This is a genomic window from Streptomyces sp. PTY087I2 (assembly GCF_001687325.1).
In the GTDB taxonomy this organism is placed as follows: domain Bacteria; phylum Actinomycetota; class Actinomycetes; order Streptomycetales; family Streptomycetaceae; genus Streptomyces.
The window spans coordinates 52,762-65,779 of sequence record NZ_LZRD01000018.1 but is presented as its reverse complement, the minus strand read 5'-3'; the positions used below and the strand labels follow the sequence as shown (position 1 = coordinate 65,779).

The window sequence follows — 13,018 nt, the reverse complement described above, 5'->3', positions numbered from 1 at the left end:
CGGGCCCCGGCCGTCCGCACGTACGGCCCGCACGGCAGCGCCATCGCCGCCGGAAGGCAGAGGAGCCGCCCATGTCGCCACCCACCCCGCGCCTCCGCCGGGCACTGCCCGTCCTGACGGCGGCACTCGCCGCGCTGCTCTGCGGGCTCGCGTCCCCGGCCGCCGCCGACGACGGTCCGGCCGACTGGACGGCCCGGCCCGCCGGTGGCACCGACCGGGACGCCCGGCCGTACGTCTATCTGGAGGGCACCCCCGGCACGGTCCTCCAGGACCGCCTCGCGGTGACCAACTCCGGCCGGACCCCGCTGACCGTACGGCTCCGGGGCGACGGCCGGGCCGGGCGCTGGATCAGGTTCGCCGAGGACACGGTCACCGTCCCGGCCCGGACCCGCGCCGACGTGCCGCTCGCCCTCACGGTGCCGCCCGACGCGGTGCCCGGCGACGCCTCCGGGGAGGCCGTGGCCACCGGCGGGGGCGAGGAGGTCCGCGTACCGGTCCGGGTCCGGATCGGCGGCCCGACGCTGGCGGCGCTCACCGTCGAGGACGTCGAGATCTCCGGCGGGACCATCCGGTACGCCCTGGTCAACCGGGGCAACGCGATGCTGAGGCCCCGGCTGGCGGTGCGCGCCGAGGGGGTGTTCGGCACGCTGCTGGACCGCCCGGAACGCGCCCTGCCGCTGGAGCTGGCCCCCGGCCGGAGGGCCGAGCGGACCGAACCCTGGCCGGACGCCCCGGCCCTGGACGCGGTCACCGTACGGCTGCGGGTCACCGCGCCGGGGGGTGCCCGGGACGAGGCCGAGGGCTCGGCGACGTACATCCCGGTGGCCCCGGCCGTGGGCGGCGGGCTGCTGGTCCTCGGCGGCCTGGCCGCGCTCGCCTCCGGCGCGTACCGACGGCGACGGACGCGGCGGCGAGGCACGGGGCGGCGACGCACGCGACTGCGGCGCACGGGGCACGCGCCCCCGCAACCGGCCCCGCACCTTCCGCCGGTCGAGGAGCAACCCCCGGTGGCCACCGAACCGTTGCTGAAGGCGGGAGCGAAGACGTGACGCGGCAGCTCGGACCCGAACCCCCTCGTACCCTCCGGCCCGCCCTCCTGGCGCTCCTGACACTCCTCGCCCTCCTCTCCGCCCTGTTCGTCCTGACCGCGCCGGGCGCGCGGGCGGCCGACGGGGACCCCACCGTCAGCCTGTCGAAGAAAGAGGCGGGCAAGGGCGGGGAGATCACCGTCAGCGGCAGCGGCTGGCGGTCCGATGCGCTGCTGATGCTGCTGATCTGCGGGCAGTCCACGCCGGAGCGGGGCGTCATCGGCGGCACCAACTCCTGCGCCAACGCCGACGGCCGCGCCGTCACGACCGACAAGAAGGGCGACTTCAGCAAGAAGCTGCCGGTGACCGAACCGCCGGAACCGTGTCCCTGCGTGGTGCACGTCGCCACGGTGACGGGTGAACAGGCACTGGTCGACGCGGTGTTCACGGTGGCGGGCCATCCCACGGCGGATCTGCCGCGGCAGAGCGGCGACGGGAAGCTCGCGGTGCTGGCCACCACCCGGCTGGACGGTGACAGCTCCCTGCTCACCTGGTTCGGGGCCCCGCCCGCGCGCCAACTCGTCTTCACCGTGGGCAATCTCGGGTCCGCCCCGGTGAAGGACCCCGTCTTCGAGATCGGCACCGCGCACGGCGTCTACGCGCCGCAGTGGGAGGAACGCCAGTGGCGCGGCACGGTCCCGCCCGGCGGCAAGGCGCGGATCACGCTGCCGGTCGAGCTGTCCGCGGGCGCGCACGGCGACTACCAGGTCTCCCTGCGGTACGGGGACACGGTGCTGGCCGAGCAGCCGTGGGGGGTGGGCCGCCCCTGGGGCGTCACGCTCTTCTGGGTCCTGCTCTGCCTGGTCGTCCCGGCGGCGGTCTTCCGTATCGGCATGGCGATCGTGGACAAGGTCCGGCCCCGCCCCGCCGGCGCGCACCGCATGCGAAGGCCGGCCGCGCCCCCGGCGCCCGCCGCCACGAGTACGAGCACGAACGCGACCACGACCACGAACGCGACCACGGCCGTGCTGCCGTGGTTCACCCCGGATTCCGCACCGTCAGAGAACCGACCCCGACCCACGACGAAGGGACAAGCGTGAGAACGCAACGGAGGATGAGCGCGGCAGGAGTCGCGCTGATGCTCGGCGGCGCGGGCATCCTGATGGCCGCGAGCCCGGCCCAGGCCGCCGAGGTCAGTTACGCGACGGAATGTATTCCGCCGCCGATCTCGGGACTGCCCGCCGTGCAGGGCACCACGAAGGTGGAGCTGACCGCTCCGGCCGAGGCGAAGGTGGGCGACGAGATCGAGGTCGTCTGGAAGACGGTCGAGGCCGCGTCCAGGAACCCGGACGTGCTGGACCTGGGGGCGGACACGGTCAAGCCGACCGGAACCGTCACCCTGGGCGGTGCGGCGAGCGGCGAACTGAAGCTGGAGGGCCCCCGGCAGAACCCGCCGATCCCCAAGAACAGCCCGATGGTGCTGCCCGACATGAAGGGCACGCTGAAGCTGGAGCAGGCCGGGGAGATCACGCTGACGCCGGGTGCGTACAACATCAACGTGTCGAAGCCGATCTCCACGGACACCAAGTGCGCGCCGAAGGAGGAGGTGGGGCCGGGCGCCACGATCAAGGTCACCGAGGACGGAGGCTCCACGACGGGCGGCACGGACACCGGCGGCACGACCACGGGCGGCACGGACACCGGCGGTTCGGACAGCGGTGGCACGGACTCCGGCGGCACCACGTCCGGAGGAACAGACACCGGAGGCACGACCTCCGGAGGCGGTGACGGCGGAAGCACCGGCGGCGGGGGCGGCGAGACCGACTTCCCCGGCAAGGAGGTGTCCGTCGCCTACGCGTGCAAGACCCCCATCGGGGACAAGAACGCCACCTCCCCGGTCCGTATCAGCGCCAAGAAGAGCGGCGGCGACTACGACCTGACGGTGGAGTTCAGCAAGTCCGTGATGGACAGCCCGATCGACATCCCGGCCAACCAGGTCAAGCCGTCGATGGAGGTCAAGCTCGGCGGGGCGGACCAGGGCACGGTCACGGTCGAGGGCCCGCTGAACAAGGAGGTCATCAAGACCGGCGCCCCGATCGAGATCCCCGACCTCACCGGCACCTACAAGCCCGGCGCGAGCGGCAAGTCCACGCTCAGCCCCGGCGTCCTCACGGTGATGGCCGCCGGTACGACGACCACCTGCACCCCGCCCGCCGATGTGGCCGTCTCCCTGGAGCTGGACACCTCGGCCCAGCCGGGCGGCGCGTCCGGCGGCAGCGGAAGCGGCGGAGCGGCAGGCTCCGGCGGAGCGGCGGCGTCCGGCGGCGGCACGGACTCGGGCGGCGGCCTGGCCGCCACCGGGGCCGAGGACGGCGGCGCGCTGAGAGCACTCGGCCTGGTCGCCGGCACGGCGATCCTGCTGGGCGGCGCGGTGTTCACGTTCACCCCGTGGCGAAAGCTGCGCGGCGTGCGCCGACCACCCTCGGCCCAGGCTCAGAACTAGCTCAAATCGACCGCCCCGCCTTGCTCGTACAAGATCGAAAAGGCTAGATTCCTCAGGTGTCTCTTCGCAGGAGCGAAGGGAAGGATCTGGGTGCGGCGCTCACCGGCAGGCTTGACCACCTGCCCGCGCCGCACCCTGGAGAAAAGGAACATCATGAAGGTGACCTGGGGGAAGAAGGCTGCGACGGGCGTGCTCGCCGGCCTGCTGATGACGTCCGGACTGTCGCTCGCCACCGCGGCGCCCGCCGCCGCGGCCGGTGCGAAGTACACCTGCAAGGCCACGCCCAGCCTCTCGCTGGGCCGTCCGGTCTCGACGTCCACCTGCAAGAAGTCGGCCAAGGGGAAGGCCGTCAAGAAGCACCGCGCCGTGCTCGTGTGCGACGTCGTGCGCGGCCGCGGCGCCGAGCACACCATCCCGTGGACGGTGTTCGGCGACTGGAAGAAGCCCGGCGAGAAGTCCTCGGTGAAGTGCGGGTTCAGCAGCTTCCTGCGCAGCGTCAAGGTCGAGACCAAGAAGTAGCCGGGGCCGAGAAGCACGGCCGACGGCAAACGACAGCGGGTCCGCACGAGAAGTTCGTGCGGACCCGCTGCCGTACCTTCGTACCTTTGTACGTCCCCTCGACGGGGAGCTACTTCACGCCACCCATGAGGGCGCGGATCTTGCGGCCCGCCACCATGAAGGCGATACCCGCGGCGACCGCCACGATCGCCTGCAAGGTGTAGTACGCGGCGTCGCCCAGCGGCGCGTTGAGCTTCGTGGTCCAGCCGTTCAGGGCGTTGCCCGTCGACGTGGCCAGGAACCACAGACCCATGATCTGGCCCACGAACATCTTCGGCGCCAGCTTCGTGGAGAGCGACAGACCGACCGGCGAGAGGCACATCTCACCCATGGTCTGCGCCAGGTAGACCGCGAGCAGCCAGAAGACGGTGACCTTGCCGGTTTCGCTGTTGGCCGCGGCGGCGCCCGCCAGGCCCATGATGCCGAAGGAGCCACCGATGAGGAGCATCGCCAGGGCGAACTTCATCGGGGTGCTGGGCTCACGGTTGCGCGTGGCCAGCCGGACCCAGAGGGCGGCGAAGACCGGGGCCAGGATGATGACCATGGCCGGGTTGACCGATTGCAGCCAGGAGGCCGGGAACTCCCAGCCGCCGATGAAGCGGTCCGTCTTGTTGTCTGCGAAGATCGTCAGCAGCGAACCGGACTGGTCGTAGATCATCCAGAACAGCACGGCGGTGATGAAGAACCACACGTACGCCTTGATCTTCGGCCGGTCCTCCTTCGTCAGCGCCGGGTCCCGGAAGATCGTGATGAAGTAGACGATCGGCACGACGACGCCCAGCACGGCCAGGACGTTGACGATGTGCTCGATGTCGTACGTGCCCAGCGCCAGGTCGATCAGCAGCGCGGCGACCGCGATGCCGGCCCACAGGGCCACCTTGCGCAGCGTGCTGCGGCGCTCCTCGGGGGAGATGGGCTTCGCGGGCAGCTTGCCGACGTCGCCGAGGTGCTTCGAGCCCAGGGCGTACTGGATCACCGCGAAGGTCATACCGACACCGGCGACACCGAAGCCGAGGTGCCAGTTGACGTGCTCGCCGAGGTAGCCGACCAGCAGCGGGGCCGCCAGGCCACCGATGTTGATCGCCATGTAGAAGAGCGTGAAACCGGCGTCGCGGCGCGCGCTGGGCTGGCCCTCGTAGAGGCCGCCCACCATCGCCGAGATGTTCGGCTTCAGCAGGCCCGTACCGGCCGCGATCAGCGCCAGGCCGACGAAGAACGCGATGTCGCTCGGCAGCGCCAGGGTGAAGTGGCCCAGCGCGATGATGATCCCGCCGACCAGAACGGCCTTGCGGGCGCCCCAGAGACGGTCGGCGACCCAGCCGCCGGGCATCGCGGCCATGTAGACGACGGCGTTGTACACACCGTAGATGGAGGCGGCGAGCGCCTCCCGGCCCTCAAGGGGGCCGTCGAGCACCGCGGCCACCAAGTACAGGGTGAGGATGGCGCGCATCCCGTACCAGGAGAAGCGTTCCCACATCTCCGTCATGAACAGGGTGGCCATACCGCGGGGGTGGCCGAAGAAGGTCTTCTCGCCGGAACTCGGCGAGTCCTTCGTCAGGCTGGACGCCATGGTCGATCCTTGCTGGTCGGGACGCGCCGCCTCGTGAGCGGTACGCGCCCGGTGGGGGCAGCCGGCACCGGCGCGGCATACCCCATCCCCACGCCTGAGGGGGACGTGCTCCGTGCGGCCGGGCTCCTGGCAGGGGGCTCGGCGGCGGAGCGGGGAAGAACCGCGTCGGGATCCACACCCGGGGCGCGTCCTCGCGCTCCGGGCCCGGCTCACAGGTCATTCACTCAGAAAGGGCCGGCGGGAAGCCGGCCCCGCACACAAAAGGGACCCTTGGCGCTCATGGCTGCCCAAAGGTCCTTGAGTAGTGCAACAGGCGTCGGGACACCATACGACACGACACAGCGGGATATGGAAGGACTTGAGATATGGATCACAGGTCCTGGCGGAACCAGGCTCCCATATTCAAAGGTCCCTGTCCTCTTTGTGGCGCTGACCCGCAGGTGACGTCGTGGGCCTCACTTCGGGGCTCCCGACCGGACTACCATCAGTCCATGACCCGTGTACTGCTCGCCGAGGACGACGCGTCCATCTCGGAGCCCCTGGCCCGCGCACTGCGTCGGGAGGGTTACGAGGTCGAGGTCCGCCAGGACGGTCCGACCGCGCTCGACGCCGGACTCCAGGGCGATATCGACCTGGTCGTCCTCGACCTGGGGCTGCCCGGGATGGACGGTCTCGAAGTCGCCCGCAGGCTCCGGGCCGGCGGCCACACCATTCCGATCCTGGTGCTGACGGCCCGCGCGGACGAGGTCGACACGGTCGTCGGCCTGGACGCGGGCGCCGACGACTACGTCACCAAGCCGTTCCGGCTCGCCGAACTGCTCGCCCGGGTCCGCGCCCTGCTGCGCCGCGGCGCCTCCGAGCCCGTGCCGCAGCCCGCCACCCACGGCGTCCGGATCGACGTCGAGTCGCACCGCGCCTGGATGGGCGAGGAGGAACTCCAGCTCACCGCCAAGGAGTTCGACCTGCTGCGGGTCCTCGTCCGGGACGCCGGCCGGGTCGTCACCCGCGACCAGCTGATGCGCGAGGTCTGGGACACCACCTGGTGGTCCTCCACCAAGACCCTCGACATGCACATCTCCTGGCTGCGCAAGAAGCTCGGCGACGACGCCGCCAATCCGCGCTACATCGCCACCGTCCGGGGCGTCGGCTTCCGGTTCGAGAAGAGCTGACGTACGAAGCACCCATGCATCTCGATCGAAGCACCCATGCACCTCGATGACGCGGGACAACGATGCGCCGCCGGCTGATCAACTCCACGCTCGCCGTGGTGCTCGTCGTCATCGCCGTCTTCGGCGTCTCGCTGGTGATCGTGGAGACCCGCACCATCAGCGCCAGCGCCCAGGAGAGCGTCGAGTCCGAGGCGCTGCGGCTGATCAGCGTGGTCGAGAGCCGGCTGCTGGGCGACGAGGCGATCAACTCCGGCGTGCTGGCCGAGCAGATCGACCCGGACCGGTTCGCGCTGATCGAGATCCCGGGCCGCGACCCCATCGGCGTCGGTGAACGCCCCGCCGGCAGTGTCCTGCGCGCCACCGAGACCGGCGAGCAGGGCGAGAAGGTCACCGTCGAGGAGTCCCGCTCCGCCGTCACCCGCGAGGTCGGGCGCACGCTCCTGATCATCGGCGCGGTGGCGCTGCTGGCGATCGTCTCGGCCGTGCTCCTCGCCGTACGCCAGGCCAACCGGCTGGCCTCCCCGCTCACCGACCTCGCCGAGACCGCCGAACGTCTCGGCTCCGGGGACCCCCGGCCGCGCCACAAGCGGTACGGGGTGCCCGAGCTGGACCGGGTCGCCGACGTCCTGGACTCATCGGCCGAGCGGATCGCCCGGATGCTGACCGCCGAACGCCGGCTGGCCGCGGACGCCTCGCACCAGCTGCGGACCCCGCTGACCGCGCTCTCCATGCGGATCGAGGAGATCTCCGTCACCGACGACCCCGAGACGGTGAAGGAGGAGGCGAACATCGCCCTCACCCAGGTCGAGCGCCTCACCGACGTCGTCGAGCGGCTCCTGACGAACTCCCGCGATCCGCGCACCGGCTCCGCCGTCGTCTTCGACCTCGACGAGGTCATCAAGCAGCAGATCGAGGAGTGGCGCCCCGCCTACCGCTCCACGGGCCGGGCCCTCGTCTGCTCCGGCAAGCACGGGCTGCGGGCCGTCGGCACCCCGGGCGCGGTCGCCCAGGTCCTGGCGGCGCTGATCGAGAACTCCCTCATGCACGGCGGCGGCACCGTCGCCCTGCGCACCCGCGTCACCGGCAACCAGGTCGTCGTCGAGGTCACCGACGAGGGCCCCGGCGTCCCCGCCGAACTGGGGGCGCGGATCTTCGAGCGGGCCATCAGCGGCCGCAACTCCACCGGCATCGGCCTGGCCGTCGCCCGCGACCTCGCGGAGGCGGACGGCGGACGGCTGGAACTGCTCCAGCAGCACCCGGCGGTCTTCGCGCTTTTCCTCAGCCGCGTCCCGGTCGACCGCGCGACCCCTGAGCGCCCCGTGCGCTGACGTAAAACCCCTGAGCGCCCGGTGCGCTGAACAACGACGGGCGCGGCGGATCAGTTCCGTACGGGGTCGGGCTCTACGGCCTCCGACGGCCGCCGCTGCTCCAGAAACCGCTCCGCGGAGCGTGCGGCCTCCTCGGCGTGAGAGGGCTCGACGGGACGGGTCTCGGCGGGGAGGGCCTTGAAGACCCACGTCCGGTAGGACCAGAACCGGAAGAGGGTCGCGATCCCGATGCCCAGGATCTTGAAGAAGTTGCTCTGGACCGGGCTGTTCCAGTCGAAGCCGTACGTCGCCAGGTACAGCACACCGTTCTCGATCACCGCGCCCGCCGCGCTGAACAGCAGGAAGAGCGTCAGCTCGCGGGTCCGGCCGGTCTTGTCGCGGTCCCGGTAGGTCCAGTAGCGGAAGCCCACGTAGTTGCAGAGGATGGCGACGAAGGTCGCCAGCACACTCGCCCGGACGACCTGGAGGTCGGTGGTGTGCCGGAGCAGGTTGAAGACCGCGATGTTGACCAGCAGCCCCACCGCACCGACCGCGCCGAACTTGGCGACCTCCCGGGCCAGCAGATCAAGCCGGGCCCGCAGTGCGCCCCGTTCGCTCATGGTGATCGCTCAGTCCGTCCGTTCGATGGCGTCGACGCAACCACGTCAACCCCGCCATGCTAACCAGCCCACCCGTGTGACGCCCGTGAGTCCACGGGGGCGGGGGCCGTGCGGCCATCCGTACGGCCGTCCGGGGACCACCGGCGTGGCGGATACCCTGGAGGCGTGACGTTCCCGGTAGTCGGCATGGTCGGCGGCGGTCAGCTCGCCCGCATGACCCACGAGGCGGGTATCCCCCTCGGCCTGAAATTCAAGCTGCTCAGTGACACCCCCCAGGACTCGGCGGCCCAGGTGGTGAGCGAGGTCGTCATCGGCGACTATCGCGACCTGGACACCCTGCGCGCCTTCGCGCGCGGCTGCGACGTGATCACCTTCGATCACGAGCATGTGCCGACCGAGCATCTGCGCGCCCTGGAGGCGGACGGCATCCCCGTGCGCCCCGGCCCCGACGCCCTGGTGCACGCCCAGGACAAGGGGGTGATGCGCGCCCGGCTCGCGGAGATCGGCGCCCCCTGCCCCCGTAACCGCATCGTGAGCGACCCGGCGGACGCCGCCGCGTTCGCCGAGGAGACCGGGGGCTTCCCCGTCATCCTCAAGACCGTGCGCGGCGGGTACGACGGCAAGGGCGTGTGGGTGGTGCGCTCCGAGGCGGACGCCGCCGACCCGTTCCGCGCCGGGGTCCCGGTCCTCGCGGAGGAGAAGGTCGACTTCGTACGGGAGCTGGCGGCCAACATCGTCCGCTCGCCGCACGGCCAGGCCGTCGCCTACCCGGTCGTCGAGTCCATCCAGGTCGACGGCGTCTGCGACACGGTGATCGCCCCGGCGCCGGAGCTGGACGAGACCCTGGCGGGCGAGGCCCAGCAGCTCGCGCTGCGGATCGCCGCCGAGCTGGACGTCGTCGGCCACCTCGCCGTCGAGCTGTTCGAGACGCGCGACGGGCGCATCCTGGTCAACGAGCTGGCGATGCGCCCGCACAACTCCGGCCACTGGACCCAGGACGGCGCGATCACCTCGCAGTTCGCCAACCACGTCCGGGCGGTCCTCGACCTCCCGCTCGGCGACCCGCGCCCGCGCGCGCCCTGGACGGTCATGTGCAACGTCCTGGGCGGCGACTACCCGGACATGTACCAGGGCTACCTGCACTGCATGGCCCGCGACCCGCAGCTCAAGATCCACATGTACGGCAAGGACGTGAAGCCCGGCCGCAAGGTCGGACACGTCAACACCTACGGCGACGATCTGGCGGACGTGCGGGAGCGCGCCCGGCACGCGGCCGACTACCTGCGAGGAACGATCACCGAATGACTTCCCCCTCCGCCGCTCCTCTCGTCGGCATCGTGATGGGCTCCGACTCCGACTGGCCCGTCATGGAGGCGGCGGCCAAGGCGCTCGACGAGTTCGAGATCCCGTACGAGGTCGACGTCGTCTCCGCCCACCGCATGCCGCGCGAGATGATCGCGTACGGCGAGGAGGCCGCGGGCCGTGGCCTGAAGGCGATCATCGCGGGCGCGGGCGGAGCCGCCCATCTGCCCGGGATGCTGGCCTCGGTCACCCCGCTGCCGGTCATCGGCGTCCCGGTGCCGCTGAAGTACCTGGACGGCATGGACAGCCTGCTCTCCATCGTCCAGATGCCCGCGGGTGTCCCCGTCGCCACCGTCTCCGTCGGCGGAGCGCGCAACGCGGGTCTGCTCGCCGCCCGGATCCTCGCCACGCAGGACCCCGCGCTCCAGGAGCGGATGCGGGAGTTCCAGCAGGAGCTGAACGACCAGGCCACGGAGAAGGGCAAGCGGCTGCGCTCCAAGGTCCAGGGTTCGGACTCCTTCGGCTTCGGAAAGTAAGGGGCGGCCCTCATGGACCACCTCGCCCGCGCCCGCGAGCTGCTCGCCGTCCACCCCGTCGTGGACGGCCACAACGACCTCCCCTGGGCCCTGCGCGAACAGGTCGGCTACGACCTCGACGCCCGGGACATCGCCGCCGACCAGCGCGGTCTGCTCCACACCGACCTGAACCGGCTGCGGGCCGGCGGGGTCGGCGGCCAGTTCTGGTCGGTGTACGTCCGCACCGACCTCACCGGGGACGCGGCGGTCAGCGCCACCCTGGAACAGATCGACATCGTCGCCGAGCTGATCGCCCGCTACCCGACCCACCTGCGCCGGGCGCTCACCGCCGACGACCTGGAGAAGGCCCGCGCCGAGGGCCGGATCGCCTCCCTGATGGGGGCCGAGGGCGGCCACTCCATCAACAACTCGCTGGGCACCCTGCGCGCCCTGTACGACCTGGGCGTCCGCTACATGACGCTCACCCACAACGACAACATCGACTGGGCCGACAGCGCGACCGACCTGCCGCGCCTCGGCGGGCTCTCCGCCTTCGGCCACGAGGTCGTCCGCGAGATGAACCGCATCGGCATGCTGGTCGACCTCAGCCACGTGGCGGACGGCGTCATGCGGGACGCGCTCGCCACCAGCACCGCGCCGGTGATCTTCTCGCACTCCTCGGCCCGCGCCGTCTGCGACCACCCGCGCAACATCCCCGACGACGTGCTGGCGGCCCTCCCGGCCAACGGGGGCGTCGCGATGGCGACCTTCGTCCCGAAGTTCGTGCTGCCCGAGGCGGTCGCCTGGACCCTGGCCGCCGACCGCAACATGCGCGAGCACGGCCTGCACCACCTCGACACCACCCCGGTCGCGATGCGCATCCACGAGGACTTCGAGGCGGCCCACCCGCGCCCCGAGGCCACCGTCGCCACCATCGCGGACCACCTCGACCACATGCGCGCGGTCGCGGGCATCGACCACATCGGCATCGGCGGCGACTACGACGGCACGGCGTTCACCCCGCGCGGCCTGGAGGACGTCTCCGGCTATCCGAACCTGATCGCCGAGCTCCTGCGACGTAACTGGTCCGAGGGCGACCTCGCCAAGCTGACCTGGCAGAACGCCGTACGGGTGCTGCGCGACGCGGAGGCCGTGGCGCGCGACGAGCAGAGCGGGCGGGGCCCGTCCCACGCGACGATCACCGAGCTGGACGGCGAGAGGCGCTAGGGCCTACCGGTTGTCCACCGCCGCGAACGGTCTTCCCGGACCGAAGGCGAACGCCCCGAAGCGCTCGCCCATGCGGCGGTGGGCGGCGGCGTCCGGGTGCAGCCGGTCCGGCAGCGGCAGCTCGTCGTGGTCGGCCTCGCCGTACAGCGCGCGCCCGTCCAGGTGGAAGAGGTACGGGTCCGACGCCGCCCGCTCCGCCACGATCCGGGCCAGCTCCTCCCGTACGACGCGCAGCGCCAGCTTGCCGGAGGCGGACTCCGCCGGGTCGCCCAGCGCGGTGAACTCCACCTTCCCGTCCCGGAAGTCCGGTGCCGCGGGCCCCGGAGTCTCCTCGTGGGCCGGGCAGAGCACGGGCGAGACGACGAGCAGCGGGGTGGCGGGCCGCCCCTCGCGGATGGTGTCGAGGAACCCGTGCACGGCCGGGCCGAAGGCGCGCAGCCGCATCAGTCGCGGTTGACGAGGTTGATGCCGATCTTGACGCTGATCAGATCGGCGGGGGTGTCCCGCAGGGCGCGCGCGGTGAACGGGTCGAGCAGGGCGTTGCCGGCCAGCGACAGATTGACCAGCTCCACGTCCGCCGCCGCGGCGGCCAGGGCGGGCCAGGCGGTGGCCGAGCTGGCGGCCGCCGAACCGTGGCTGATCGAACTGCCGTGGTGCAGCCACACCCGCCGCCCGCTCGGCGCCACGGCCGTGACGGGGGCGTCGGTGCGCAGATCGATCAGCTCGGCGGTCTCGGTGTACGGCAGCCAGATCTCGACGTCCTTCTCCCGCCCGGGCAGCCCGTCGAACCGGACGCGGCCGATCCGCCCGGGAAACCTCTTTTGCGAACCGTCCGCCAGGTCGACGAGCACGACATCGCCGCCGCTCGCCGTGGTCCGCCCGGCCGGCTCCCCGTCGATGTGCAGGTCGTACGCGCCGTCCGGGGCGGGCGGGACGCCCCGGTAGCCGACGACCGTACGCAGGAGGTCCAGCTCGACGACGGTGGCGCGGGTGCGGAACACCACCCGCACACCGGAGGGCTGGGACTCCGCCCGGGTCACCTCCTCGTCACCGTCGAACCGGGCCCGTGCGGCGGCGGGCAGCCGGTGCGGAAGCAGACCGCCGCGCGCGGTGCGCTCCAGGTCGAGCGCGCCGCGCAGGAGGTCGGCGGTGAGCGGGGTGGTGATCCAGTCGCGGGAGTCGTCCATGGCCTCAGCCTGTCCACGGGAGGCGGGGCGAA

Annotated in this window: 11 protein-coding genes and 1 pseudogene; 9 read left to right on the top strand and 3 right to left on the bottom strand. The window is 71.8% G+C overall.

Translation table 11 applies throughout. From position 1 onward, the window contains the following. Positions 1 to 71: 71 nt before the first annotated feature. The 4 genes from A3Q37_RS20410 to A3Q37_RS20395 all read left to right on the top strand — a co-directional run bounded on the left by A3Q37_RS20410 (position 72) and on the right by A3Q37_RS20395 (position 4,050). Positions 72 to 1,049 (top strand): hypothetical protein, encoded by a 978-nt coding sequence (locus A3Q37_RS20410; protein ID WP_065486726.1) that lies wholly within the window; start codon positions 72 to 74, stop codon positions 1,047 to 1,049. Then, the gene (locus A3Q37_RS20405) at positions 1,046 to 2,128 is read left to right on the top strand and encodes a hypothetical protein (RefSeq protein WP_065486724.1); all 1,083 of its coding nucleotides are present in this window, start codon (positions 1,046 to 1,048) and stop codon (positions 2,126 to 2,128) included. The genes A3Q37_RS20410 and A3Q37_RS20405 overlap by 4 nt, the downstream gene beginning before the upstream one ends. A gap of 14 nt (positions 2,129 to 2,142) precedes the next feature. Further along, complete coding sequence (locus A3Q37_RS20400) at positions 2,143 to 3,531, top strand: hypothetical protein (RefSeq protein ID WP_065486722.1); 1,389 nt, start codon at positions 2,143 to 2,145, stop codon at positions 3,529 to 3,531. Positions 3,532 to 3,684: 153 nt separating this feature from the next. Then, positions 3,685 to 4,050 (top strand): hypothetical protein, encoded by a 366-nt coding sequence (locus A3Q37_RS20395; RefSeq protein WP_065486720.1) that lies wholly within the window; start codon positions 3,685 to 3,687, stop codon positions 4,048 to 4,050. A gap of 109 nt (positions 4,051 to 4,159) precedes the next feature. On the opposite strand, the gene A3Q37_RS20390 is transcribed toward A3Q37_RS20395, so the two are convergent. Beyond that, a complete protein-coding gene (locus A3Q37_RS20390) occupies positions 4,160 to 5,659 on the bottom strand; it encodes a peptide MFS transporter (protein ID WP_065486718.1) in 1,500 nt (499 codons plus the stop codon). A 491-nt stretch (positions 5,660 to 6,150) separates the two neighbouring features. On the opposite strand from A3Q37_RS20390, the gene A3Q37_RS20385 reads away from it, so the two are divergent. Together A3Q37_RS20385 and A3Q37_RS20380 are read left to right on the top strand one after the other, a co-directional pair. Further along, a complete protein-coding gene (locus A3Q37_RS20385) occupies positions 6,151 to 6,828 on the top strand; it encodes a response regulator transcription factor (RefSeq protein WP_065486716.1) in 678 nt (225 codons plus the stop codon). Between the two features lie 62 nt (positions 6,829 to 6,890). Beyond that, the gene (locus A3Q37_RS20380; RefSeq protein WP_065486714.1) at positions 6,891 to 8,156 is read left to right on the top strand and encodes an ATP-binding protein; all 1,266 of its coding nucleotides are present in this window, start codon (positions 6,891 to 6,893) and stop codon (positions 8,154 to 8,156) included. Between the two features lie 50 nt (positions 8,157 to 8,206). Here the strand turns inward: A3Q37_RS20380 and A3Q37_RS20375 are convergent, their stop codons facing one another. Further along, a complete protein-coding gene (locus A3Q37_RS20375) occupies positions 8,207 to 8,755 on the bottom strand; it encodes a GtrA family protein (protein WP_065486712.1) in 549 nt (182 codons plus the stop codon). Between the two features lie 165 nt (positions 8,756 to 8,920). On the opposite strand from A3Q37_RS20375, the gene A3Q37_RS20370 reads away from it, so the two are divergent. The 3 genes from A3Q37_RS20370 to A3Q37_RS20360 are packed head-to-tail and all read left to right on the top strand — an operon-like array spanning position 8,921 to position 11,799. Further along, entirely contained in the window at positions 8,921 to 10,060 is a 1,140-nt protein-coding gene (locus A3Q37_RS20370) for a 5-(carboxyamino)imidazole ribonucleotide synthase (RefSeq protein WP_079137893.1), read from the top strand. Continuing rightward, positions 10,057 to 10,593 carry a 5-(carboxyamino)imidazole ribonucleotide mutase gene (gene purE / locus A3Q37_RS20365; protein ID WP_065486708.1) on the top strand — a complete coding sequence of 179 codons (537 nt, stop codon included), beginning with the start codon at positions 10,057 to 10,059 and terminating at the stop codon, positions 10,591 to 10,593. The genes A3Q37_RS20370 and purE overlap by 4 nt, the downstream gene beginning before the upstream one ends. A 12-nt stretch (positions 10,594 to 10,605) precedes the next feature. Continuing rightward, positions 10,606 to 11,799, top strand: coding sequence for a dipeptidase (locus A3Q37_RS20360; protein ID WP_065486706.1), 1,194 nt, complete (start codon positions 10,606 to 10,608; stop codon positions 11,797 to 11,799). 3 nt (positions 11,800 to 11,802) lie between these two features. Here A3Q37_RS20360 and A3Q37_RS20355 read toward each other — a convergent pair. Next, positions 11,803 to 12,986 (bottom strand): annotated as a pseudogene (locus A3Q37_RS20355) (GDSL-type esterase/lipase family protein). Positions 12,987 to 13,018: the final 32 nt, after the last annotated feature.

What these genes read in the sequence shown, in the direction of transcription:
- A3Q37_RS20410 (WP_065486726.1), top strand. Translation starts at nt 72, where the DNA reads ATGTCGCCACCCACCCCGCGCCTCCGCCGGGCACTGCCCGTCCTGACG.
- A3Q37_RS20400 (WP_065486722.1), top strand. Translation starts at nt 2,143, where the DNA reads ATGAGCGCGGCAGGAGTCGCGCTGATGCTCGGCGGCGCGGGCATCCTG.
- A3Q37_RS20395 (WP_065486720.1), top strand. Translation starts at nt 3,685, where the DNA reads ATGAAGGTGACCTGGGGGAAGAAGGCTGCGACGGGCGTGCTCGCCGGC.
- A3Q37_RS20390 (WP_065486718.1), bottom strand. Translation starts at nt 5,659, where the DNA reads ATGGCGTCCAGCCTGACGAAGGACTCGCCGAGTTCCGGCGAGAAGACC.
- A3Q37_RS20385 (WP_065486716.1), top strand. Translation starts at nt 6,151, where the DNA reads ATGACCCGTGTACTGCTCGCCGAGGACGACGCGTCCATCTCGGAGCCC.
- A3Q37_RS20380 (WP_065486714.1), top strand. Translation starts at nt 6,891, where the DNA reads ATGCGCCGCCGGCTGATCAACTCCACGCTCGCCGTGGTGCTCGTCGTC.
- A3Q37_RS20375 (WP_065486712.1), bottom strand. Translation starts at nt 8,755, where the DNA reads ATGAGCGAACGGGGCGCACTGCGGGCCCGGCTTGATCTGCTGGCCCGG.
- purE (WP_065486708.1), top strand. Translation starts at nt 10,057, where the DNA reads ATGACTTCCCCCTCCGCCGCTCCTCTCGTCGGCATCGTGATGGGCTCC.
- A3Q37_RS20360 (WP_065486706.1), top strand. Translation starts at nt 10,606, where the DNA reads ATGGACCACCTCGCCCGCGCCCGCGAGCTGCTCGCCGTCCACCCCGTC.